Annotated in this window: 25 protein-coding genes, 1 pseudogene and 1 riboswitch; of the genes and pseudogenes, 17 read left to right on the top strand and 9 right to left on the bottom strand. The window is 37.2% G+C overall.

The genetic code is table 11. The features are described 5' to 3' along the window. The first annotated feature begins 79 nt into the window (after nt 1-79). Entirely contained in the window at nt 80-646 is a 567-nt protein-coding gene (locus J2Y03_RS08365; protein WP_310192777.1) for a phosphatase PAP2 family protein, read from the top strand. A gap of 22 nt (nt 647-668) precedes the next feature. On the opposite strand, the gene J2Y03_RS08360 is transcribed toward J2Y03_RS08365, so the two are convergent. Further along, nucleotides 669-2,066, bottom strand: coding sequence for a hypothetical protein (locus tag J2Y03_RS08360; RefSeq protein WP_310192775.1), 1,398 nt, complete (start codon nt 2,064-2,066; stop codon nt 669-671). Between the two features lie 279 nt (nt 2,067-2,345). Between J2Y03_RS08360 and hemE the strand changes: the two genes are divergently transcribed. The 7 genes and pseudogenes from hemE to J2Y03_RS08325 all read left to right on the top strand — a co-directional run bounded on the left by hemE (nt 2,346) and on the right by J2Y03_RS08325 (nt 9,618). After that, a complete protein-coding gene (gene hemE / locus J2Y03_RS08355) occupies nt 2,346-3,392 on the top strand; it encodes a uroporphyrinogen decarboxylase (protein ID WP_310192773.1) in 1,047 nt (348 codons plus the stop codon). A 179-nt stretch (nt 3,393-3,571) separates the two neighbouring features. After that, on the top strand, nt 3,572-4,504 hold the full coding sequence (gene hemH / locus J2Y03_RS08350; protein ID WP_310192771.1) for a ferrochelatase: 933 nt from the start codon (nt 3,572-3,574) through the stop codon (nt 4,502-4,504). 33 nt (nt 4,505-4,537) lie between these two features. Continuing rightward, complete coding sequence (gene hemY, locus J2Y03_RS08345; RefSeq protein WP_310192768.1) at nt 4,538-5,956, top strand: protoporphyrinogen oxidase; 1,419 nt, start codon at nt 4,538-4,540, stop codon at nt 5,954-5,956. Between the two features lie 94 nt (nt 5,957-6,050). Continuing rightward, nucleotides 6,051-6,785 carry an MBL fold metallo-hydrolase gene (locus tag J2Y03_RS08340; RefSeq protein WP_310192765.1) on the top strand — a complete coding sequence of 245 codons (735 nt, stop codon included), beginning with the start codon at nt 6,051-6,053 and terminating at the stop codon, nt 6,783-6,785. A gap of 16 nt (nt 6,786-6,801) precedes the next feature. Beyond that, a complete protein-coding gene (locus J2Y03_RS08335; RefSeq protein ID WP_310192762.1) occupies nt 6,802-7,788 on the top strand; it encodes a lipoate--protein ligase in 987 nt (328 codons plus the stop codon). Between the two features lie 338 nt (nt 7,789-8,126). Further along, nucleotides 8,127-8,246: pseudogene (locus J2Y03_RS08330) on the top strand (AzlD domain-containing protein); the annotation flags it as partial. 94 nt (nt 8,247-8,340) lie between these two features. Beyond that, complete coding sequence (locus J2Y03_RS08325; RefSeq protein ID WP_310192759.1) at nt 8,341-9,618, top strand: M48 family metallopeptidase; 1,278 nt, start codon at nt 8,341-8,343, stop codon at nt 9,616-9,618. 57 nt (nt 9,619-9,675) lie between these two features. Here the strand turns inward: J2Y03_RS08325 and J2Y03_RS08320 are convergent, their stop codons facing one another. After that, a complete protein-coding gene (locus tag J2Y03_RS08320) occupies nt 9,676-9,909 on the bottom strand; it encodes an IDEAL domain-containing protein (protein WP_132085445.1) in 234 nt (77 codons plus the stop codon). Between the two features lie 185 nt (nt 9,910-10,094). On the opposite strand from J2Y03_RS08320, the gene J2Y03_RS08315 reads away from it, so the two are divergent. Next, nucleotides 10,095-10,667: a competence protein ComK gene (locus J2Y03_RS08315; protein WP_310192756.1), complete on the top strand. Its 573-nt coding sequence runs from the start codon at nt 10,095-10,097 to the stop codon at nt 10,665-10,667. 4 nt (nt 10,668-10,671) lie between these two features. Here J2Y03_RS08315 and J2Y03_RS08310 read toward each other — a convergent pair whose 3' ends face one another. Beyond that, entirely contained in the window at nt 10,672-11,034 is a 363-nt protein-coding gene (locus J2Y03_RS08310) for a hypothetical protein (protein WP_132085449.1), read from the bottom strand. 240 nt (nt 11,035-11,274) lie between these two features. On the opposite strand from J2Y03_RS08310, the gene J2Y03_RS08305 reads away from it, so the two are divergent. From J2Y03_RS08305 to addA, 5 genes are all read left to right on the top strand, one after another. Beyond that, on the top strand, nt 11,275-12,225 hold the full coding sequence (locus J2Y03_RS08305; RefSeq protein ID WP_310192754.1) for an LCP family protein: 951 nt from the start codon (nt 11,275-11,277) through the stop codon (nt 12,223-12,225). A 34-nt stretch (nt 12,226-12,259) separates the two neighbouring features. Then, nucleotides 12,260-12,913, top strand: a complete 654-nt coding sequence (locus J2Y03_RS08300; protein WP_310192752.1) for a TVP38/TMEM64 family protein — start codon at nt 12,260-12,262, stop codon at nt 12,911-12,913. A gap of 2 nt (nt 12,914-12,915) precedes the next feature. Continuing rightward, nucleotides 12,916-13,470, top strand: a complete 555-nt coding sequence (gene lepB / locus J2Y03_RS08295) for a signal peptidase I (protein ID WP_310192750.1) — start codon at nt 12,916-12,918, stop codon at nt 13,468-13,470. A 177-nt stretch (nt 13,471-13,647) separates the two neighbouring features. Beyond that, a complete protein-coding gene (gene addB, locus J2Y03_RS08290; RefSeq protein ID WP_310192747.1) occupies nt 13,648-17,142 on the top strand; it encodes a helicase-exonuclease AddAB subunit AddB in 3,495 nt (1,164 codons plus the stop codon). Then, nucleotides 17,135-20,911 carry a helicase-exonuclease AddAB subunit AddA gene (gene addA / locus J2Y03_RS08285; RefSeq protein WP_310192745.1) on the top strand — a complete coding sequence of 1,259 codons (3,777 nt, stop codon included), beginning with the start codon at nt 17,135-17,137 and terminating at the stop codon, nt 20,909-20,911. Before addB ends, addA begins: the two co-directional genes overlap by 8 nt. A 43-nt stretch (nt 20,912-20,954) precedes the next feature. Here the strand turns inward: addA and J2Y03_RS08280 are convergent, their stop codons facing one another. The 6 genes from J2Y03_RS08280 to J2Y03_RS08255 all read right to left on the bottom strand — a co-directional run bounded on the left by J2Y03_RS08280 (nt 20,955) and on the right by J2Y03_RS08255 (nt 23,103). Beyond that, nucleotides 20,955-21,173 (bottom strand): spore germination protein, encoded by a 219-nt coding sequence (locus tag J2Y03_RS08280; protein ID WP_132085461.1) that lies wholly within the window; start codon nt 21,171-21,173, stop codon nt 20,955-20,957. A 254-nt stretch (nt 21,174-21,427) separates the two neighbouring features. Next, nucleotides 21,428-21,808: a spore germination protein GerPE gene (locus tag J2Y03_RS08275; RefSeq protein ID WP_132085463.1), complete on the bottom strand. Its 381-nt coding sequence runs from the start codon at nt 21,806-21,808 to the stop codon at nt 21,428-21,430. Between the two features lie 15 nt (nt 21,809-21,823). Continuing rightward, entirely contained in the window at nt 21,824-21,994 is a 171-nt protein-coding gene (locus tag J2Y03_RS08270; protein ID WP_132085465.1) for a spore gernimation protein GerPD, read from the bottom strand. Continuing rightward, nucleotides 21,984-22,604 (bottom strand): spore germination protein GerPC, encoded by a 621-nt coding sequence (gene gerPC, locus J2Y03_RS08265; protein WP_310192738.1) that lies wholly within the window; start codon nt 22,602-22,604, stop codon nt 21,984-21,986. Before gerPC ends, J2Y03_RS08270 begins: the two co-directional genes overlap by 11 nt. Before the next feature lie 29 nt (nt 22,605-22,633). Further along, nucleotides 22,634-22,861: a spore germination protein GerPB gene (locus J2Y03_RS08260; RefSeq protein ID WP_132085469.1), complete on the bottom strand. Its 228-nt coding sequence runs from the start codon at nt 22,859-22,861 to the stop codon at nt 22,634-22,636. Nucleotides 22,862-22,878: 17 nt separating this feature from the next. Beyond that, on the bottom strand, nt 22,879-23,103 hold the full coding sequence (locus J2Y03_RS08255; protein WP_310192734.1) for a spore germination protein: 225 nt from the start codon (nt 23,101-23,103) through the stop codon (nt 22,879-22,881). A gap of 253 nt (nt 23,104-23,356) precedes the next feature. After that, nucleotides 23,357-23,445: riboswitch (cyclic di-GMP riboswitch) on the top strand. A 170-nt stretch (nt 23,446-23,615) separates the two neighbouring features. On the opposite strand from J2Y03_RS08255, the gene J2Y03_RS08250 reads away from it, so the two are divergent. From J2Y03_RS08250 to J2Y03_RS08240, 3 genes are all read left to right on the top strand, one after another. Continuing rightward, nucleotides 23,616-24,227 (top strand): ATPase, T2SS/T4P/T4SS family, encoded by a 612-nt coding sequence (locus J2Y03_RS08250; protein ID WP_310192731.1) that lies wholly within the window; start codon nt 23,616-23,618, stop codon nt 24,225-24,227. Between the two features lie 83 nt (nt 24,228-24,310). Continuing rightward, entirely contained in the window at nt 24,311-24,670 is a 360-nt protein-coding gene (locus J2Y03_RS08245; RefSeq protein WP_132085475.1) for a YisL family protein, read from the top strand. Between the two features lie 135 nt (nt 24,671-24,805). Continuing rightward, the gene (locus J2Y03_RS08240) at nt 24,806-25,078 is read left to right on the top strand and encodes a ubiquitin-like small modifier protein 1 (RefSeq protein ID WP_132086307.1); all 273 of its coding nucleotides are present in this window, start codon (nt 24,806-24,808) and stop codon (nt 25,076-25,078) included. Nucleotide 25,079 lies beyond the last annotated feature (1 nt).

Raw genomic sequence — 25,079 nt, 5'->3', positions numbered from 1 at the left:
TATGAAAAATAAAGGGAATTATTTTACGTACATATTTGTATGTCTAGCTGCTATTATAGCAATTTATATTTCTATTAAAGTGGCTGCAAAAGAAATTTTTTGGATAGATGCTAAACTAGCGGATTTATTTACATATGTTCCTGACAACTTAAACCCATTTTTTCTTCTATTGACAGAATTAGGTGACAAAAAGGGTATCGGTATCGTCGCATTGGTTGTATTAGTGTGGTTATTGTTAATAAAACGGCACTTCTTGGGAGCCGCGGCTATTGCCTTATCAACAGCACTTGGAAATGAAGTGAACAAGCTTTTAAAGGATTTGATTGCACGTCAAAGACCAGAGCTCGAACACTTAGCACAGGTCGATAGTTTAAGTTTTCCTAGTGGACATGCAATGGTTGGCTTGACATTCTACTTTTTTATTGCTTACCTCGTAATAGAAGGGATGGAGTCAGCGGCTGCTAAAAGAATGGTTGTGACTGTAACAGTATTGTTACTATTGCTAATTGGTGCAAGCCGGGTCATTCTCCAAGTCCATTACCCGACAGATGTCATTGGCGGCTTTGCGTTTGGGTATATTTGGGTGATGATGTCCATTTTTATTTACACTTTCTTTAAAAATAAATTAGAAAATAACAGAAAATAAAAAAGAGGCCAAGCCTCTTTTTTTATATTAGGAACATGGCTACTATAGTAGTGACGACTAGACCGATTACCACAGGAAGTAAATTTCGCCTTGCTAATTCAAATGGATCAACATTACAGATAGCTGCAGCAGGGATTAACGCCCAAGGTACGAGCGTTCCGCCGCCCACCCAAATCGCGGCAATTTGACCAAGAGCAGTCAGAGTGGCTACACCTTTGCCGATTGCCACAGCAAATAAACCTGCGACTGACCCAGCGAGTGATATACCAGAAAATCCTGAGCCATCCAAACCTGTAATAGCCCCTACAGTAGTAAGCGTTACCGCCCCGACCACTTTACTCAAAGGAACGATATTCGCTAATGCAATACCAAGGTCGTTTACAATTCCTTGAGATCCGTTTGGTAAGAAGTCCCCAATGATTTTTCCGAAACCAGCATCACCTAAATAAAAGAAGGCAGCGATTGGGATGACAGGTCCAAAAACCTTAAAACCAAAGGTGAATCCTTCAATTAAAAAGCTAGTTGTTTTTTCAAGACCCTTGTTTTTATGGCTAACCATCGTAATCAGCAGAAGGATAAAAATAGATGTTCCACCAACTAGAGCTGTAGCGTCTCCGCCAGTCAGGTCAAGGATAAACATACCCGCTACATCAATGGCAAATAATATTGGTACCAGAATGGCAAAGAATCGCTTTTGTCCAATGGAGAGGAGGCTTTTCTCAGATGTTGTTTCTAAGTCTGATTCGACAGGAACATACGGGGTTGGCTGAAGTAAACCGTTTTTCATATCTCTCTTAAGAAAATAGAAGGCGGCAATAGTAGTAACAATCCCCATTGTGAATACTAATGGAATACTCGCACTGATGACATCACCAATTGGAATTCCAGCAGCATCTGATGTTAATTTTGGTGCTGCTTGAATGACAAAGTCCCCTGATAAGGCGATTCCGTGTCCAAATAAGTTCATTGCCATCGCAACACCCAAAGCAGGAAGTCCGGCTCTTAATGCAACAGGAAGGAGCACAGCCCCAAGAAGGGCAACCGCCGGTGAAGGCCAGAAGAACCACGAAATGACCATCATTAATATACCAATGGTCCAATAAGCGAGTGCAGGGTTACGGATTAATTTTGTAAAAGGTGAAATCATAACATCGTTTATACCGGTAGAAGTTAGTGTTTTGCTCATAGCCACAATAATTGAAATGACTAAGATGGTTGATAACAACTCCGTGATTGCGTAAATAAAACTATTAAAGATACTGCTGACTGAACTACTTAATGACCCAGTTGCCGTAATGGCAATGAGGAATATCCCTAGAATACAAATAAGTGTGGTATCTCTTCGTTTGACCATAAATCCGATAATAAGAGCAATAAAGACAACATATATCCAATGGAGAGCTGATAGCTCGATAAGCATACAATGACCTCCTTTCATCTTCATCCAAGGACGAAAAATAGTTATTCGCCCTGTGGATGTAATACAGAATATGAATCTGCAATAAAGTGGTGAAAGGGATATAAAGAAAAATTTATTACCTAAAAACGACTTTTTTTTGACACTTACCACCTTAATCTATACACAAATAGGAATAATCGATATAGTGAAAACAGTGCTATACTCTATGAAGTTGTTAATTTTTTGCTACATATATTAAAATATAACGAGACAAGTCTTTTGAAAGGTGGATTTTTTTACATGACGAAGCAAATCAACGAAACATTTTTAAAAGCAGCAAGAGGAGAAAAAACAGACCATGTACCTGTATGGTTCATGCGTCAAGCTGGACGTTCACAGCCAGAGTATAGAGAGATTAAAGAAAAGTATTCTCTATTTGAAATTACTCACCAGCCTGAGCTATGTGCTTATGTAACCCGCCTTCCAGTTGAGCAGTACAATGTTGACGCGGCAATTTTATATAAAGATATCATGACCCCGCTTCCAGCGATTGGAATGCAGGTTGAAATAAAGTCTGGAATTGGTCCTGTTATTGATAACCCAATCACTTCATTAGCAGATGTTGAAAAACTAGGTGAACTTCATCCAGAAGAGGATGTATCTTATGTTCTCGATACAATTAAATTATTAACACAGGAACAATTGTCTGTACCGTTAATTGGATTTTCAGGGGCTCCTTTTACGCTGGCCAGTTATATGATCGAAGGTGGACCTTCGAAAAACTATAATAAAACGAAAGCATTCATGTACTCTGAACCAAAAGCATGGTTCGCTTTAATGGAAAAGCTTGCTGATATGATTATTACATATGTGAAATCACAAATTAAGGCCGGAGCTAAAGCTATCCAAATTTTTGATTCTTGGGTTGGAGCTTTAAATGTCGAGGACTACCGCTATTTTATTAAGCCTGTCATGAATAGAATTTTCACTGAGCTTAAAGAAGAAAATGTTCCACTTATTATGTTTGGCGTAGGAGCAAGCCATCTTGCCATTGAGTGGAATGACCTGCCAATTGATGTAGTTGGTTTGGACTGGCGTTTGCCGATTCTACAAGCAAGAGAAATGGGAATTCAAAAAACCGTTCAAGGTAATCTTGACCCAGCGCTTCTTTTAGCACCTTGGGAAGTAATAGAGGAAAGAGCTAAAGCCATTCTAGATCAAGGAATGGCGCAGGGCGGCTATATCTTTAATCTGGGCCATGGTGTATTCCCATCCGTAAACCCAGCAACCTTAAAGAAATTAACCTCATTTATTCATGAGTATTCTGCATCAAAACTTAGCAGGTAAATACTATCTTTGAGTGTTTAAATTGGTAAGATAGCTGCTTTTTTGGCACAATATAATATGCATGAAAAAAAGAGGGCCCTAAATCATTAGAGGCCCTCTAAATCCTGAAATGAGACCATTATTATTAGACAAGGTCTTATATAGTAGAAGCAACAAGATATAAAAATGAGGTGCGGATGATGACTAAAAAGAAAATGGGATTACTAGTAATGGCCTACGGAACCCCATATCATTTAGATGACTTGGAACGATACTATACACATATTCGACATGGCAGGAAACCAACTCCAGAAATGATAGATGAGTTACGGAATCGTTATGAAGCAATTGGCGGAATTTCTCCTTTAGCAAAAATTACCATAGAACAGGCGAAGAAACTAGAAGAGCATATCAACTCTGTACAAAGTGAAATTGAATTTAAAATGTATCTTGGCTTGAAGCATATCGAACCATTTATCGAGGATGCAGTAGCGGAAATGCATGCAGATGGGATAAAAGAGGCAGTAAGTATAGTCTTGGCGCCACATTTTTCAACTTTTAGTATCAAGTCGTATAATAATAGGGCTAAGGAAGCAGCAGAAAAACACGGTGACATTGCCATTACTTCCGTTGATAGCTGGTATGATGAACCCAAATTTATTCATTACTGGGCAGAGAAAATTAAAGAAATCTATGAACAAATGCCCCAAGAAGAAAAAGATAATGCTATGATGATTGTTTCAGCCCACAGCCTGCCGGAGAAGATTTTGCAATTTGGTGACCCGTATCCAAGTCAGCTTCAGGAAACAGCTGATTTAATCGCAAAACAAACGGGTATTACTAACTATGCGATTGGCTGGCAAAGCGCAGGGAATACGCCTGAACCGTGGCTAGGACCAGATGTTCAGGATTTAACAAGGACTTTAGCAAAAGAACATCCATATAAGGCATTTGTTTATGCACCAGTTGGCTTTGTATGTGAACACCTAGAAGTTCTCTATGACAACGATTACGAATGTAGAATCGCAGCAGAGGAAGTAGGAGCGAGTTATTATCGCCCTAAAATGCCTAACGCACATGCTGATTTAATTACTGCAATGACCACAGTCATTTTAAAAAGATTAGAAAACTGATATTGATCAATAATGGAAAGAAGGTTGACATCCGTGACGGAAGAAAAACAGAAGGTAGCGATTATTGGTGGAGGTATTGCAGGTCTCACTACCGCATTCTACCTTCAAAAAATAATTAATGAAAAAAGGCTGCCTATTGAGATCAAACTGATTGAAGCATCTCACCGTCTCGGAGGTAAAATGCAAACCGTTATCAGAGACGGTTTTACCATTGAAAGAGGTCCGGATTCCTTCCTAGCAAGAAAAGTGAGCATGATTAGACTTGCAAAGGAAGTTGGAATGGAGGAACAATTAGTTTCAAACTCAACAGGGAAATCATATGTTCTTGTCGATGACAAGCTCCATCCTATGCCTGGCGGTTCAATAATGGGAATCCCGACTGAAATTGGGCCGTTTATTACAACTGGGTTATTTTCCATTCCAGGAAAGGTCAGAGCAGCAGCGGATTTTATTTTACCAAGATCACCAGGTAATATGGATCAGTCTTTAGGAGAATTTTTTCGGAGAAGGTTAGGCGATGAGGTAGTTGAAAATCTGATTGAACCGTTATTATCGGGAATTTACGCAGGTGATATCGATCAGATGAGCTTAATGTCGACCTTCCCACAATTTTATGAGGTTGAACAAAAACACCGGAGTCTCATCTTGGGTATGAAAAAAACCACACCTGCAAAACCAGAAACACAAGAACCTGCCGAGAAGAAAAAAGGTGTATTTTTAACCTTTAAGTCTGGTCTGCAATCCTTTGCTGAAGCGATTGAAGCAAAGCTAGATCCTAATACTATTTTAAAAGGACATCGGGTTGATAAAATAACAAAGACTAATAAACAATATGAACTTTATCTAAATAATGGTCAAACATATGCAGCCGATTGTGTTGTTGCAGCCACACCGCATAAAATAACACAATCCATGTTCTCAGACTATCGGTTGTTTGATCCGTTTAAGACAGTCCCATCCACATCTGTTGCTACTGTTGCTCTTGCATTTCCTGAAGAAGCGATAAAAAAGGATATAGATGGAACAGGGTTCGTTGTTTCTAGGAATGGTGATTATTCTATTACAGCATGTACATGGACACATAAAAAGTGGGAACACTCTACTCCGAAAGGGAAAGGACTGCTACGTTGTTATGTAGGAAGAGCCGGGGACGAAACAATCGTAGACCTTTCTGATGACAGAATCATTAAGATCGTTCTTGATGATCTGAGCAGGACAATGGATATTGGCATGCAGCCTGAGTTTGCTATTGTTTCACGCTGGAAGGATTCAATGCCGCAATACACAGTGGGACATAAACAGCGTTTAGGAACCATTAGAGAGCAAATAAAATCTGAACTTCCAGGTGTCTTTTTGGCCAGTGCATCTTTCGGTGGAGTTGGCCTTCCCGATTGTATTGATCAAGGCGAAGAAGCGGTAAAAGGAGTATTAGAATATTTAAATGTAAAATAATGAAACAGAAGCTATTTTCAAAGATAGCTTCTTTTTTATCGAACACTTTTTCAAGTATAGTAAAGGTATGGAATAACTAGAGGGGGTAGTATAGATGAAACTAACAACAATAGGTTTTTGGGGAGGATACCCGAAAAAGAATGGTGCAAGTTCAGGATATTTACTGGAGCATGATGAATTTAATCTGCTGATTGATTGTGGAAGTGGTATTCTTGCAAAGATGCAGAATATTATTGAACCAGAAAAGCTTGATGCAGTATTAATTTCCCACTATCATCCAGACCATATTGCTGATATTGGGGTATTACAACATGCACGATTAATTCAAGGCTTTTTAGGGAAGAGTTTCCCAACATTACCTATTTATGGTCACGCCTACGACCAGGCTGAGTTTACGAAGCTGACTTATAAAGAAATAACTAAGGGAATATCCTATGAGCCAAATGAAGTTCTTTCCGTTGGTCCATTTCAAGTTACCTTCCTGAAAACTGATCATCCAGTACCATGCTATGCAATGAGAATTCAAGCAAATGGAAAGGCGCTTGTGTATACAGCTGATAGTTCCTTTAAAGAAGAATTTATTGATTTTAGTAAAGGTGCAGATTTATTGTTATGTGAATGTAATTTTTATCAGCAACAAAACGGAAAGTCCGCAGGTCATATGAATAGCATTGATGCAGGAAGATTTGCAGAAAAAGCAGGTGTTAAACAACTAATTCTTACCCATCTTCCACATTACGGAGAACTGCCTAAGCTTATAAGTGAAGCAAGTACTGAATATACTGGTATAATAAAACTTGCAGATGAATTTCAAACCATTTCATTATAAGAAGGAGATAGCTAGTATGTTATTTATCGATAATAAAGGAATCACCGATCCACGTATAAATCTAGCGATTGAAGAATATGCATTGAAAAATCTCGATATTAATGAAACGTATTTATTATTTTACATAAATGAGCCATCAATCATCATTGGGAAAAATCAAAATTCTGTAGAAGAAATTAATACGGAGTATGTTGAGAGTAATGGTATACATGTGGTACGAAGATTATCTGGCGGCGGAGCTGTTTATCATGATCTAGGCAACCTGAATTATAGCTTTATTACTAAAGATGACGGAGATAGCTTTCACAATTTCCGTAAATTCACAGAACCTGTGATAGCTGCGCTTAAACAGATGGGAGTTAATGCTGAGTTAAGCGGTAGAAATGACATCCTAGCAGAAGGAAGAAAAATTTCTGGGAATGCCCAGTTCTCTACAAAGGGTCGTATGTTCACCCATGGAACGCTGCTGTTCAATTCCGAAATGGACCATATTGTCTCCGCATTAAGGGTGAAAAAAGATAAAATTGAATCCAAGGGAATCAAATCAGTCCGCAGCAGGGTGGCTAATATTTCTGAATTTTTATCAGAGAAAGTGGAGATAGAAGAGTTTCGTACTTCACTGCTGAAATTTATTTTTCAAGGTAAAGAAATATCCGAATATGTCTTAACAGAAGGGGATTGGGAAAAGATTCACCAAATTTCGAAGGAACGCTATCAAAATTGGGATTGGAACTACGGTAAATCTCCAAAGTTTAATCTTCAACATTCCCATCGTTTTCCTATTGGGCAAATCGATGTCCGCTTAGATGTTGAAAAAGGAGTCATTGAAAACTGTAAAATATATGGTGATTTTTTTGGTGTTGGGGATGTAAGTGACATTGAAAATAAGCTAAAGCATGTTCGCTATGAAAAGAGTGAGCTTGAAGCAGTGCTTAATGATATTGACACAACTTATTATTTTGGAAATGTTTCAAAAGAAGATTTTATCAATTTAATTTATTAAGAGTTGAAACGATGATGAAAATCATCGTTTTTTAGGCTTTTCATCCGGTAGGTTAACACAAACACTGTATTAATACATTCATATATATATGACTAGACAAGTATTTAAATTGTATCTGTGTTTAAAAATCCTTACTGGAGATAGCTAATAAAAACATCTACATCCTGTTTAACTAGATATTTACCTATTTTTTGATATTGCTCCATTCGTCTGTCACCAAGTCCAATCATCCTGCCAAGTACGGCTATTTTTCTTGCAGGGCTGTTTTTATTTAATCTTTTCCGAAAACTTGATAAAATTTAGTTTTTATTCAAGCGTGAAATGTGTCTAGCTTCAGGCTCTGGTATGGAATCGTTGGTGCTGCCGCAGCTTTTGCTGCTGCTTTTTTAGGGGCAAATGTAATTGTTGTTGTACTTGGATCCATCACGGTTCTTGCTGCATATTCTTATTTTCTCTAAGCCGATAAAATCCGGCTTTTTTTAGTTCTAAATGTGAACATTAATACTAAACTATGTATAGAGAGGTTGTACAAAAGGGGGGACAAAACAATACATGGTTAGAAAAATGGGAGTCTATGCAGTTTTGGCCTATGTGATATATGGGTTATTTTTTTATTGGTATTTATTTCATTTTGCAGACTCAAGTCTGCCCTTTGAATATCAAGGCACGAAAGCAGATCCTGCAACTTTTTTAAATAGCAGGGAGCTAATGTTGAGTGAAGAATATTCGAAAATAAGGAATTTGTTATTTTTTCTATCAACACCATTTGAATGGCTTTTCTATTTTTTAATTTTATTATTTGGATTTTCAAGGGCGTTCAAAAAATGGGCAGAGAGTTCGTCTAAATACAAGCTGCCTCAAACTGCTATATACCTTATTTGGCTTTCATTTTTTGCATTTGTTGCGACATTTCCTTTAAGCTATATTAGTCATTCCTTATCAAAAACGTATAACATTTCAACACAAAGCTTTGCTTCGTGGATGAAGGATGAGCTGATTGATTTCTGGATCAATTATGGAACGCTAATGATTATCGTGCCGGTATTATACTGGCTAATGAAAAAAAGTGCAAAACGCTGGTGGTTCTATGCATGGTTACTATCTGTACCTTTTACCTTGTTCATGATGTTCTTGCAACCAATTGTCATCGATCCTTTGTACAATGACTTTTATCCTTTGAAAAATAAAGAATTGGAAACCAAAATACTGTCATTAGCCGAAAAGGCACAAATTCCAGCAGAACATGTCTTTGAGGTAAATATGGCAGACCAGACTAATTCGTTAAATGCTTATGTAACGGGTATTGGCTCAAATGCGAGGATTGTACTTTGGGACACAACCTTAAATAAATTATCAGATGACCAAATATTATTTATCATGGCCCATGAAATCTGTCACTATGTTGAAAAGCATATTTATATCGGAATTGCTTTGTATTTATTGTTTTCGCTTATTGGTTTATATCTCACGTATCGAATTATGAATTGGGCTGTTAGACATTTTGGAAAGGAATTAAAAATACCTGATGTCAAAGACATTAGATCTTTACCACTTTTTTTCATGATTTTATCGATGTTAATGTTTACTGCGAGCCCTTTCAGCAATCTAATTTCTCGTTATGAAGAAACACGTGCTGACAGATATGCCATAAATATGACTCAGAATCCAGAAGAAGCTATTACATCATTCCAAGAATTAACCCGCTCAGGATTAAGTGAAGTTAAGCCGCCATTACTGGTGAAGATTTTCCGATACAGTCATCCAACAATGCTCGACCGCATTTCCATACTGGAAGAATATGAAGTCAAACAGAGAGCGAAAAACAAGTAAAGTTTAATCGCAAAAAAGAAAGGGAAGGGAGCTCTAGCTCCTTTCCCTTTTGATTGGTTACGTTCCGAATCGTTTGTTTATTTCTACAAGTTGCTTAGATAAATGATAGAAATTTTGTTTATCTCGATGATCAATGGCAATGTCAATTTTCCTTTGCAGTTTTTCTTTTTCAACCGTCAGTTGAATTTCTGATAAGAGCATATCAATGTACAAATCTTGAACAAAATTCTCTCTCCGTTGACGTTTCATGGCACCAATTTTCATTAATTCCGTGTATGATTTCTCATTCATCAAAATCACCTCTGATGCTTTTTAATATTATATGGATTTTTTTTGATATTATCAATAACTTTTATAATTTTCTGACATATATTTTGTAATAACTTTGTGAATAAATTCGCAACAATTCAGAAAAATAAATTAACCAGGAAACAATCATGATATGATGGATAAAATTGCTAATGGAGTTGAAAATATTGAAGCTGAAGCAAATCGAAGAATATGAAGTAAATCCATTTACGATGTTTATTAAACCCATCGTTTATGGCAGTAAAATTTATTCAGAGATATTTGAAGTAGAAGATGAATTTTTATCCCCCTTCAAACCACTTGATATTATAAGAAGCAGTTGTGAATATTATGGATGTGATTATGAAGGTCGTAGAAATGGTACAAAACAATTAGTTGGTTATGCACATAAGATTCCAATTGCAATTGATCCCACAAACCGTATTTTTTTCTTCCCTACTACATCACCGAACCGTCAAGAGTGTATATGGATTTCCCAAGAACATGTAAAAAAGTGTATTCGAATTAATCCTCAAGAAACCTTAATCCTTTTTAATAATAATCAGTCTTATACATTTCCTGTTTCGTGCAGTTCGATCATGTCTCAATTAGAGAGAACTGCGTACTTAAGAACGAAGTTAATGCAAAGAATTGAATACAATGAAAGAAAATCTTTTTACTTAATAGAACGTCCCAAGACTATGGAAGCATCAGAAGATTCTTATAAATATGGAAAAAAGAAGATTAAGGAAAAATTATAACACTTTAACGGGATAGGTGCCTTAAAAAATAATACTCCATTAATTCTTGAACTTTATTGCGAATCCTTGGATTAAAGTAATTATGAGACTCTTCATACCCTTTATATAAGAACATATACATAGTAAAGGCATCGTCCCGTTTTGTTTCGATTACTTGGAGTTTATGCTTCTTCATATATTGTTTAACCTCTGCTAATTCCTTTTGGATGATCTTCATTGTTTCATCAATTAGTATTAGATATGGTTTTTTTAATTTAAAAGAACTCTTTTCCACTATGGTTAAATCACGATTTAAAATAATTAATACCATTGGTAAATAGATGGCTTTTTCCATTATATTGCGATCATCCTCTGGAATTCTAGTCATCCCATCATCTGCACCTTTCTTTTATAAATGGAACATTTGTTCCTATTTCATCATACAAAAATCTTGTGGAAAACGCAATGCTTAATAGCTTGCGGTTTTTTTGTTTGCAAAATTTGGTACTTGTATGAGAAAGTTTTTTATAGAAGGATATTATCTCGGGGAAAATGAATTATATAATAGAACCATTAAATTAATTAGAGTTAAAAATATATAAATCTTACATAGATAGGTGGGTCGGGTATGAGATATGAAAAGTATAAAAAAAAGAAGAAAAGAAAATCTACATCTATATTATTAATATTTCTCGTGCTGGTTGGTGCAACAGCGGGTTATGCGTTTTATCAATATAAACAAGGAGTTAACCAATCCTTAGAGAAAATGAATAACGAGAAAGCAGGAAGTAATATAAATAACGAAGAATTTACCTTTGAAGGTAAAAAGGATCAATACGGTGCCACCAATATTCTGTTACTAGGGAGTGACGCTCGAGGTGAGGAGAAAGCCCGGGCAGATACGATTATGATTGCGCATTATAATGAAAAAAAAGGGACATATAAGTTAACATCCATTATGAGAGACAGTTATGTAAGTATTCCAGACCATGGAAAACATAAAATCAATTCTGCCTTTATGCGTGGCGGTCCTGAACTCATGAGGAAAACCATTAAAGAAAACTTTGACATTGATTTACAATATTATGCGATTGTTGACTTTGAAGGTTTTGTGCAATTAATTGATGAAGCCTTTCCGAAAGGTGTAGAAATAAACGTTGAGAAAAAAATGTCAGCATACGTTGAAGTTCCACTAGAACCAGGACTGCAAAGATTAAATGGGGAGCAAATGCTTAGTTTCGTTCGTTTCCGGCATGATGCTATAGGTGACTTTGGCCGAGTTCAACGTCAGCAGCAGGCACTTCAAGCGATAAGTAATCAACTTTCAGGTATTCAGACGATTCCGAAGCTGCCAAAATTAATCGGGGTAGTTACACCATATATCAACACAAATATGGATACTGGAGATATTTTGTTTATGGCAAAAGATTTCTTTGCAAAAGATAGAGGGAATATTGATACCTTTAGAATCCCTATAGAAAATGGATATGAAGATGCAAATATAAAGGGGGAAGGTGCTGTATTGGAATTGGATTTAGAAATGAACAATGAGGCCTTTCACCAGTTTTTAACCAAGTAAGCAAAGGAAACAGCAAAAGTTAAGGAGCATTCTTATGGACTTTGAAGCAATCAAGGCATGGTTCACACTCGAAAATATAATGGACTTAATTAAAGAATATCGGTCCTTTGGACCATTACCAGGTATCGTGCTTCCGATGATTGAGGCATTCTTGCCGTTTCTGCCATTGGTGATATTTGTAATGGCTAATGCGAGTGCTTTTGGACTTTGGCTAGGGTTTTTATTTTCTTGGGTAGGTTCCTGCTTGGGAGCATTATTACTTTTTTTACTCATAAGGAAGTTCGGCCAAAAGAGGATTTTTTCTTTTTTCTCAAAACACCCGAAGGTACGAATGTTGATGGATTGGGTAGACCGACATGGGTTTGGGCCGCTCTTTTTACTGCTTTGTTTCCCATTTACACCGTCAGTTGTTGTAAATGTTGTAGCGGCTCTTTCAAAAATCAGTACATATCAATACATGCTTGCAGTAGCAATTGGCAAAATGGTGATGATTTTTACCATTAGCTTTGTAGGATACGATCTTCAATCATTAATTACTCAGCCGTACCGTACTGCTATTGTTATATTAGTTATTTTCATTCTTTGGTATGTTGGAAAAAGAATTGAAGTAAGATTGAATAAGAGCATGGAAAATGACCATAATGGGGAGATAAATAGAGGTAAGGAATTAAAGAAAAGGAGGAGCTAAAAATGAATATTGAGTGGAAAAAAGAGGGGATTGAATGGATTAAAGCCTTTGCAATTGGAATTATCATTTTTGCTTTTATACGAACATTTTTCTTTTCTAACTATGTTGTCGAGGGAGAATCGATGATGCCTACTCTTCAAGATGGAAACAAATTAGTAGTCAATAAACTCGGCTATCAAATTAGTGATCTTAGCCGCTTTGATGTGATTGTCTTCCATGCAAATGAAAAAGAGGATTTTGTTAAACGCGTTATTGGGCTTCCAGGGGATAAAATTGAATTTAAAGACGATCAATTATATATCAACGGGCAAAAGTATAAGGAACCGTTTTTATCTATTTATAAGCAGGAAATACCTGGTATCCAGCTTACAGGGGATTTTAGTTTGAAGGAAATTACGGGAGAAAGTACTGTTCCCGAAGGAAAGTTATTTGTTTTAGGGGATAATCGCTTAGGCAGCTGGGACAGCAGGCATTTCGGATTTATCTCTGTCGGCCAGGTTGTTGGAAAAGTCGACCTTCGTTACTGGCCGCTAAACGAAATGGATGTTCAATTTTAATTAGAATAGATAAGAAACCTGAGAGTACGATGAAAGATAATCGTCTCTTTTTTTGTTTTTAAAATTTTCCCATTTATGGTTAAAATCCTTATGGAGTGTTCCAAACGTTTGTGCTCATTTTGTGATAAAATAAGTGTATTAAGTTATTGAAGGGTACTCGGAAAGCGGGGAAGAAACATGTCTATAAGAATGGTAACCGGAAGGTCGGGAAGCGGTAAAACGCAAATGGTTATGAATGAAATAAAAGACCGGCTGTTGGAAAATCCACAGGGATCACCGATTATTTATATAGTCCCAGAGCAGATGACGTTTCAGGCAGAATATCGATTGGCGACTGACCCAATACTTGGTGGAATGATTCGGGCACAAGTATACAGCTTTTCACGATTGGCTTGGAGAATATTGCAGGAAACTGGCGGGATAAGCCGTTATCATCTAAGCAGTGTCGGAATAAGCATGCTTATTCGTAAAATTATCGAAGAGAAGAAGGATCAATTAAAATTGTTTCAACGTGCGGCTGATAAAACTGGCTTTGTGCAGCTAGTAGAACAGATGATTACTGAATTTAAGCGTTATTGCATTAATCCTGATGAGCTAATTCAGGAGGCAAAAAAGGTCAATGAAAATGGTGGGACAGCCTCTCGAGCCTTGCAAGATAAATTGAATGATTTAGAAATTATTTATCGACAATTTGAGGATGAAGTCTTTGGAAAGTATATTGATTCCGAGGACTATTTTCATTTGCTGTCAGAAAAGATTTCTGAATCGAACTATTTGAAAGAGGCAGAAATCTATATTGATGGTTTTTATAGCTTTACGCCTCAGGAATACCTAGTCATAAAAGAATTAATGAAGCATTGTCAGCGAGTAACAATAACGATGACGACTGATCGAAATACTTTTGAAACATCTCCTGATGAATTGGATTTGTTTCGATTATCAAGTGATGCTTGCTGCTCTATAGTTGAATTGGCAAAGGTCGAAGGAATTGAAATCGAGAATCCCACTTATCTATCTCAACAGCAGAAATGGAATCATCCTTCAATGCGTCATTTAGAGGCTAATTTCGATTCTAGACCAGCTGCCCCTTATGATGGACAAACAGACATCCATATTGGTCAAGCCGTTAATCGTAGAGCAGAAATAGAAGGGATAGCCCGCGAAATTCTTCAGTTGATTCGGACAAAGAATTATCGCTATAAGGACCTGGCGCTTTTGATTAGAAATGGCAATGACTATCATGAAATTGTTGAGCCAGTTTTTACCGATTATAAGATTCCATATTTCATCGACCAAAAAAGAACAATGTTGAATCATCCATTGATTGAATTAATTCGATCAACCCTGGAGGTTATTCAATCATTTTGGCGTTATGAGCCGGTTTTTAGGGTAATAAAGACCGAATTATTATATCCGCTTCAGGAGAATCCAGATCGAATGCGCGAAAAAATGGATAGGCTGGAAAACTACGTACTTGCGTATGGAATAAAAGGGAGTAAATGGACGAGAAAAGATCGATGGACATATCGTCGCTTTAGGGGTCTGGACATGGAAAACAATGTGCAAACAGACACTGACAAAGAAATCGAACAGCAATTAAATGAATTAAAGCTTATGGTAACTGCACCGATTCTTCGCTTATCTAGGAGACTTAAAAAGGCAGATACAGGCCGGAAGCTTTGTGAAGCAATCTATTTATATTTAGAAGAATTAGATATTCCTTCGAAACTAGAAAATTTGAAAATAAATGCTGAACAAAAAGGAAACCTTGTGAAAATGCGTGAGCATGAGCAGGTGTGGAATGCATGTATTGATCTCTTAGATCAGTATGTTGAAATATTAGGAGAAGAAAATGTCTCCTTAAAGTCATTCTCAGCGATATTAGAAGCAGGGTTTGAATCTCTCTATTTTTCTCTTATTCCACCAGCTCTCGACCAGGTAATAATCGGAGATTTAGAAAAATCTAGACTGGCAGATATAAAGGCAGCCTTTGTCTTGGGTGTTAATGAGGGGATATTACCAGCTAAAATTGCAGATGAAGGGATATTAACAGATGAAGAGCGTGAAATGTTGATTGCTGCAGATTTAACAGTGGCACCAAGCAGCAGAACACGTTTATTGGATGAAAACTTTATTGCCTATAAGGCACTAACGACACCTTCCGAGACTCTTTATGTCAGCTACCCGCTTGCAAATGATGAAGGAAAAGCCTTAATTGCTTCTTCTTATATCAAGAGACTAAAAGATATGTATCCGGAAATAAAAGAGCATTTTTATGGTACAGATCCTGGTGAGTTGACAGAAGAGGAGCAGTTGAACTTTGTTACCAATTACAAAACAACTCTGTCTTACTTAACCTCACAGCTTCAGTTGAAAAAGCGAAATTATCCGATATCCGATTTGTGGTGGGATGTTTATAACTTTTATATCCAAGGTGAGTGGAAGCGGATAGCAGAGAAAGTATTCTCCAGTCTTTTTTATACCAATCAGACGGTTCAGCTTTCAAAGGAAACAGCCGATGAATTATATGGTGATACGATACAGGCAAGTGTATCACGGATGGAGCTATACAATGGCTGTGCCTTTTCTCATTTTGCTCAGCATGGGCTAAAGCTTCGTGAACGGCAAGTTTTTCGTTTAGAGGCTCCTGACATTGGTGAACTATTCCATGCAGCTCTAAAGCATATATCTGATTTCGTCAATGAACAAAAACTTAGCTGGGCATCCCTTTCAAAAAAGCAATGTGAAGAACTGGCTAAGGAAGCAGTTAATGCTTTAGCTCCGAAGCTCCAAAATGAAATCCTGCTAAGCTCTGAGCGTCATCATTATATAAAACGAAAACTAGAACAGATTATTACCCGGGCATCTCAGGTTTTAAGTGAGCATGCAAAAGTAAGTGGATTTTCTCCAATCGGATTGGAACTGAGCTTTGGACGAAATGGCAAGCTCCCGCCATTAGCGTTTTCATTAAAGAATGGAAAACGGATGGAATTAGCCGGGCGCATTGACAGGGTTGATCAAGCAAAGGGTGAAAATAATGATACTTATTTACGGGTTATTGATTATAAATCAAGTGAAAAGGATGTCAACCTAAACGAAGTGTACTATGGACTGGCATTGCAAATGTTAACCTATTTAGATATTGTCATTACGCATTCAGATGAATTGATAGAAATGAAAGCAAGCCCTGCGGGAGTCCTGTATTTCCATGTTCATAACCCGTTAATTAGTTCTAGTAAATTACTGACGGTCGATGAAATTGAAAAGGAAATCATGAAGAAATTTAAGATGAATGGTTTAATGGTGGGTGACCAGGATGTCCTTAAACTGATGGACCAATCGCTTGAATCGGGTGACTCGCAAATTATTTCAGCTGGTATTAAAAAAGATGGCAATCTTACTAAAAAGTCAAAAGTAGCCAGCCTAACTGAATTTGATGACCTTAGGGCTTATGTTCGAAAGCATTATCAATCAACAGGAGAGGCTATTGTTGACGGTCAGGTTGCAATTGAACCATTTAAACTGAAAGTCAAAACACCTTGTACCTTTTGTTCCTATAAATCTGTTTGCCAATTTGACGAGTCAATGGAAAATCACTACAAAATACTAACACCTCAACCAAAGGAAATAATCTTTGATCTAATTAGAAAGGAGGTTCGTGTAGATGAGTAGTTTTGTCATTCCACCTAAACCAGCAGAGGCAACTTGGACGGAAGACCAATGGAAAGCCATTATGGGGAAAAATAAAGATATCCTTGTCGCAGCAGCAGCCGGGTCGGGAAAAACGGCAGTCTTAGTAGAACGAATTATTCAAAAGATACTTTCGGAACAAGACCCTGTTGATGTCGATGAGTTATTAGTAGTAACCTTTACAAACGCATCTGCAGCCGAAATGCGACATCGAATCGGAGAAGCATTGGAAAAAGCAATAAACAAAGACCCAGGATCAAGGCATTTACGAAAACAACTAAGTTTATTAAATAAAGCATCGATTTCAACCCTGCACTCATTTTGTATGGAGGTTATACGTAAATATTATTATCTCATCGATATTGATCCTAGTTTTAGAATTGCCGATGAAACAGAGGCACAACTAATGAGAGATGAAGTGATGGACGAACTGTTTGAAGAGGAGTATGGAAAAAAGGATAATGAATCATTTTTTCAGTTGGTAGATTCGTTTACAAGCGACCGGAGTGATAGTGCCTTAATGGACATCGTCCGGGATATTTATGATTTTGCCATGTCAAATCCTTTACCAAGTCAATACTTACAGTCCATGATTAATATGTATAATGTGTCGGATATAACAAATCTAGAAGAACTGCCCTTTATCAAAGCCCTCCTTTTTGATATAGAACTACAATTAGAAGGGGCAAAAGAAATGATACAGCGCGGCTTGGAAGTGACAAAGCTTCCAGGTGGACCTGCTCCAAGGGCGGAAAATTTCCTTGATGATTTAAACGTGATTAATACTCTCATACAGGCAAATCGTGATTCGTGGATAGCCCTTTATCATGCAATGCAGACTTGGACTTTCACGAGAGCAAAGCAAGTAAAAGGGGACCATTATGATAAGGAGCTAACCGAAAAGGCTCAAAAACTTCGTGATAAAGCTAAAAAGAAGATTCAAGATATAAAAGAAGAGCTTTTTTTAAGAAAGCCTGAAGGATTTTTACGTGATATGGACGAAATGCGTCCTCTCATTGAAACTCTGGTCTATCTCGTCACTGCTTTTTCTGAGCGCTTTGAGAAAGCAAAACAAGAAAAAGGGCTTGTAGATTATGCAGATTTGGAGCACTATTGTTTAAAAATATTAACGGGTGAAATCACCACTGAAGGAGAATTTCTTCCATCAGAGGCTGCATTAGCCTACCGGAATCATTTTAATGAAGTATTTGTTGATGAGTATCAGGATGTAAATTTTGTTCAGGAAACAATCTTAAAATTAGTCGCTAAAGAAGATGAGACAAATGGGAATCTGTTCATGGTTGGTGACGTAAAACAGTCGATTTATCGTTTTCGTTTAGCAGAGCCCAATTTATTTTTGGGAAAATATAATCGGTTTAGGCAGGATGGGGTAGGAACGGGCTTACGAATTGACCTAGCACGGAACTTTAGAAGTCGGAAAGAGGTACTTGAAGGGACAAACTATTTATTTAAACAAATCATGGGTGTAAAGGTTGGGGAAATTGAATATGATGAGGCGGCTGAACTTAGGCCGGGTGCACCGTATCCTGAAAATGAACCATTTCCTATCGAGCTATTGCTAATTGATCAAAATAATGAGAGTAAAGAATTGCCCGTTGAGGCTGTTGAATCAGAAACAGAGACAGTACCTTCAGAATTTGATGAGGTGGATTTAGAAAAATCTCAGCTAGAAGCTAGAGTGATGGCTGCAAAAATTAAACAATTAATTGCAAATGAAACAAAAGTTTACAATCCAAAAACCGAGTCTTACCGTCCAATTATGTATCGAGATATGGTTATCCTGCTTCGCTCCATGACTTGGGCACCACAAATAATGGAAGAATTCAAGCAACAAGGGATACCGATATATGCGAACCTTTCCTCGGGATATTTTGAAGCAACGGAAGTAGCCATTATGATGTCGTTATTAAGGGTAATTGACAACCCGCTCCAAGATATTCCATTGGCTTCTGTTCTAAGATCGCCTATCGTCGGGCTGAATGAGGAAGAGTTGGCACAAATACGATTACACGGTAAGGGCACTTTTTGGGAGTCGGTTAAGAGGTTCTGTCGCAGCAACCCAACGGAAAAAACAGAACATTTATACGAAAAGGTCCGAGGTTTTTATGACTATCTGGATGAATGGCGTTCAATGGCGCGTCAGGGGTCACTATCAGAATTGATTTGGCAGCTGTATCGAGATACACAGTTTTATGATTTTGTAGGTGGTTTACCAGGAGGTAAGCAGCGCCAAGCTAACTTACGTGCATTGTATGATCGGGCAAGACAATATGAGCAAACTTCGTTTCGTGGGTTATTCCGCTTTTTACGGTTTGTTGAGAGAATGATTGAAAGAGGCGATGATCTTGGGGCGGCTAGGGCGCTTGGCGAGCAGGAAGATGTAGTTCGGATTATGACCATTCATAGCAGTAAAGGGCTGGAATTCCCAGTCGTATTTATCGCAGGATTGTCGCGAAGCTTTAATATGATGGATATACGTAAACCATATATGCTCGATAAAGAATACGGTTTTGCAGCCAAATATGTAAATGTGGAAAAAAGAATTACCTATCCTTCTTTACCCCAAATTGCCTTTAAGCGTAGAAAAAAAATGGAAATGCTGGCAGAGGAAATGCGGGTTTTTTATGTTGCCTTGACGCGGGCAAAGGAAAAGCTTTATTTGATAGGAACTATGAAGGATGCCGATAAAAAAATAGAACAGTGGAACGATGTTTCTACTCACTCTGATTGGCTACTAAAGGATTATGAAAGAGCCGCTGCAAGCTGTTATATGGATTGGGTTGGACCAGCACTTATTCGGCATCGGGACAGTAAAGAAATAAGAAAAGCTGAGATTAATGATAATCTAGTTTTCGAAGAAATCTCCCTTCACCCATCATCATGGAAAATTACAGTAATGAGTGCTGAAGAAATTAAAAATCAGGAAATGATTCAAAGTATGGAAGAGGACTCCTTACTAAAACAGGTAGAGAAAAAGGAAACTATTTCGGTAACATCTACCTTTGAAGAAGAAATTAAATCTCGCTTAACTTGGGAGTATTCTTTTGAAAATGCCTCAACCCATCGCTCGAAGCAATCAGTATCAGAAATGAAGCGTCAACGGGAAGTGTCAGATGAGCATAGTGGTACGGAATTGTTAACTAGCTTTAAAAAATCAATTACGAAACGGCCTAAGTTTATGCAGGAAAAGTCGTTAAGTCCTGCTGAGAGAGGGACAGCCCTGCATATGGTCATGCAGCATGTTGATTTCTCAAGACCTGTCACAATTGAGACCGTTGAGGCACAAGTCGAATCAATGGTTAACAACGAACTGTTAACTGTCGAGCAATCAGAGGTCATTAATACACAACTAATTGTGAAATTTTTTGAATCGAATTTAGGTAAAAGGATGAAAAAAGCAAAAGTGATAAATCGTGAAATTCCCTTTACCCTGTCATTGCCGGCTTCGGAAGTATACCCAACATGGAAGGACGAAGATGAATCTGTTTTTGTCCAGGGGATTATCGACTGTGTTTTTGAAGACGAAAATGGACTCGTGCTCATTGACTTTAAATCGGATGGAATTTCAGATCGTTACAAAGGTGGTTTCGAGCAAGCTAAACCGATACTCGAAGAACGATACAGACTGCAAATTAATTTATATACAAAAGCGTTGGAACAAATCTGGAGAAGAAAAGTGAATGAAAGATATTTATTCTTCTTTGATGGAGCTCATATTTTAAAACTTTAAGAATAACCAAATACGACATAAAACCATGAGGTTTATGTCGTATTTAATTATTTCCTGCTATTGGTTGGTCAACTAAATTAGCATCAAAGACATTTGTTCCACTTAATCCGTTGGCTGTAAAAATAATTGCCCCGGTATTAAAACCTCCGGAACCTGCATTAGTCTTTGAGGCACTTTTAGGAGAAATATATACGGTATCCCCGAATTGCACAACTCCACCACTTACGTTCACAATCTGTACTGGACCAATTATCGCTGGCATAAATAACATCCTTTACTTAAGGCTCTTTTCTTAAACTTTGCTGCTTTTTATAACAAAAATTAAAGATTGTGCTGTGTTTTCACGGAAAAAATCATTAATTTAATAAGAAAAGAGCTTGCAAACTTAATTCATAGGGGCAAAATAACTATTTCCAGGTTAAAATCGGCTTTAAGATTTTAACAACAATCGATACGAAAACATCCTTTACTTTACTAGTCCTCACTATCCTGGGATATCGTATTCATAAGTTCTTGTTATTGTTCATCCTGGTCAGGCAGCAGCTGCCGGATATGCTTTACCCTAGCCTCCATAGAGACGTTTTCACTGTTTCCAACGTGTAGGATACCAGACGAAGACATGGCGAGAATTGAAATAGTATTGACCTTAATGACAGGGTGGGTATTATGAGTTGATATTGTTAATTTTTCATTAATTGGTGTTAAAGGAATTGGTTCTGAAAATACTGGATAAGCCGAAAAGTTTCCTTCTTTTGCATAAAATATATCCACTTCCCTTTGAACGGCTAAAGCCCTTGAAAATCCATTAATAATTCGAGAATCTCCAAGCTGAATGGTACAGGCAAAAGAAGCCGAGGTCACATTAATGGCGTTTACTACAGAAGATCGCTGTAACATATCGTTAATACCATCCTAAAAAAGTGGCACAAATGGCCCGATGATGAGTGATTCAGGGGGAGTATCAAAAGTTGATGCTAGTTGGATGGTTTGAGTATCTCCAACCAGTACTAACGAAGAACTTGCAACACCCGTTATTCTAATTGTATCAACAAGTAGTTCTCGGTTATAAACTTCAAAGTTCATTTTGTGTATTCATTCCTTTCACATTCTCTGGTAGATGATTAATGAAAATACTAATTCCTTTTGTAATTTCCTGCTTTAACAATTCGATAATTGTTTCATCGTTAATGGTTTCTTCATTCCGTTTTTGCGTTGATGACTCTTTAAGATGATAATCTATCCTAGACGGCAGCTGTTTCATAATATCTTGTTTAATAAAAGCTAAATAGGATTCGTCTAACTGCACATTTAATTGCTTCTGGGTTTCCTTAAATACCACAGGGAGCTCTGTTTCTAAATAACGATAAATAGATTCTTCTATTTTCATAGACCGCTGCATTTGAGCTTTAGGAGGAATGGGGGTATTAAGAGATTGATTTTCTACAGCAAAATCTTCAATATTGGCCAAATCGGATGGATTTAGTCCAATATTTAAGGTCCCATCAAGTGTCTCAACCTTCAACTGATCAAATTTATACTCAATCTTATCCACATGAATACTAGGCTTATCCTTTAATTGCTTCAGTTCTTCCTGCATTTTTTGAATGGTCTGTTCCAGTATAGCAATTTTATTTTCCTGTGTTTGTAAAGTCATCTGTACCCATTGAAGAAATTGAGAATAATCCTGATACATACCATCACCTCGCTGTGTATCATCTTGCCCTACCTACTGCCAGTCAAAGGAACCGCAAAATTCCCAGGGGGAGATTGCCCACTTGATGTTGAAGTTTCTCCAGCTTTAGGTGCAGGCTTTGTAAAACCTCCTGTATTATACAAATGAGCGGCAGGTTTGATGATCCCGGCACTGCCGATTTGCAGGACAGAAGAATTAGTAATACTGCTAATTTTTATAAAGTTAATTTGAATCGACTGCTGGATATAAAAATTCATGATAGATCACCTATTCCTTATGCATTAAGGAGGATTCCTTGATCAATAACGTCCGAATCATATGTGTTTGTATTGCTTGAATTATTATTATGAACGTTTAAACTTTCACCTGTATTAAAGGACCCAGCTCCGGAAAATGTTCTTGCAGAAGAAAATGGCATAATTTTATAAACATCACCGATATGGAAAACCGAGCTGCTGCCAAGTGAAATGACTTGTGCAACCCCAACAATCGCTGGCATAAACAACACCCTTTACATTTATTCTCCTATTATCGTATGTATGGGTTTATCTAATGTGATTCATTCGCCTATAAAAGTTAACAGTGATATTTTGAAAATTTAGGAGGAAGGATAGTAGAATGTTGGGAAAATTTTGGAAATAGGTAATATTACCTATATATTATTAAAAAATAAGAAAATAGTAGGATGTTAGATAAAGGCAAAAGGACTTATGATAGGTTTAAGAGAACAGTCGGAAAAATAAAACACTGATTCTCGATAAAGGCAAAACTGATGAAAATCAGTGACGCAAAGCTAAAGGGGCTAAGGTGCACCATTGCACTACGCCAGCCAGTTACCGAAAGAATAGGGTGTTTTTCATTTGCTATAGCAGTGTTTTCATAGTTCTTTCTATGTGCATTGTTGTGCTAATTTGGTAACTCCCCTTTCGGTAAAGGTGGGGTTATTTTTATATTCGTTCAACCAACCCTGCCAAACCGGTTCCAAAAAACTATTCAAGGTGGGTGGAATGTATGGGGCTATTAAATGAAGTCCAGCAAAAAACACAGGGACAAGGTGTAAATAACAAATTGTACAAGTCAGCAGCAAGGTTGGCTATTAGAAGGAATTCATGGAAACCTCTAGAGCTGCAGGATCTAATTCGTAACGAGACCATGTCAAGAGAAATGGCCTTCTTCCTTTGTACATGTGTTAAAGCTAGATTAAATATTCTAGTAAGCGGAGGAACAGGGGCGGGTAAAACGACCCTCGTTAATGCTCTTTCCATTTCCATTCCAAAAGAGAAAAGGCATATTATTGGAGATGTTCGCGGTAAAAATGTACGTGAAATACTCAGGAAAGAAAATAAAGGACTTGATGGTTTTCTTGCAACAGGACACTCCAGCAGTCCAAGTAATATGATTGACCGTTTAGAAATCATTGCATATCTTGAAGGGATGAATTTGTCTATTAAGGCGATTAGGGAACAAATCGCTGGTACTATTGACATCATTGTTCACCTTTCACGTTTAAATGATGGAACAAGAAAAGTTACGAAAATAACAGAGGTTCAGGGAATCGAAGGGGAAAATATTGTGCTTAGAGATATTTTTACTGTTAATCTTCTTGAAGGTTCTTATTATTAGAGCCTGCTTTTTTTTAGGATTTTTAGAATCCCTATGGTATGATAGTGTTGCTATAAGTTATTGATACATGGGAGGAAGATTAGATGATTCACGGTCACGTAACAGCTTGGGTTTTAGCCCTAATTTTATTTATTGTCGCTATATTCTTACTAAAGGCTGGAAAAGAAAAGGGCGCTAAAATTGTCCAAATGATTTTACGAGTGCTATATCTGCTAATAATTGCTACAGGTGTTGGACTCCTTTTCATGCTGTCTAATATTGATTTGTTGTATATATTAAAAGCTGTCGTAGGGGTATGGATAATCGGTTTATTTGAAATGATCCTTAGCAAGGTTGCACAAAATAGAAAGACTTCAGTTTTGTGGATACAGTTCGTAATTGCATTCTTACTTGTATTATATTTAGGCTTTGATAAATTACCTATGTCTATTTTCAACGTATAAGTTTGGTTAATAAAAAAAGGGATGCCTGAGAATTTCTCGGCAGCCCTTTTTACGGTCTAAATTATAGGAACAAACATGATGACAATTATTGCAAATAGTTTTACTATTTAGGTAAGGGGAGAGGAGAGGGATATAATGCTAGTTAGGGTGTTTGCTAATCTCCGGCAAATTTGTGGCGGGGTTGGGGTAGAGGTTAATCCGGAGGGTCAACGGGTAATAGATGTACTTGATAAAATGGTTGAAATGTTCCCTGACCTAAAGGATGAAATATTTACAGCTGATAAAACGCTGCTTCCATTTGTCCATGTTTTTATTAACGGAAGAAATATTATTCATTTGGATGGTCTTGAGACCATTATAAACAAAACCGATCAATTTGCTTTGTTTCCTCCAGTTGCAGGTGGTTAAT

Source organism: Neobacillus niacini, from assembly GCF_031457145.1.
GTDB classification, from domain to species: domain Bacteria; phylum Bacillota; class Bacilli; order Bacillales; family Cytobacillaceae; genus Neobacillus; species Neobacillus niacini_J.
This window is presented reverse-complemented; position numbering and strand designations above follow the sequence as displayed.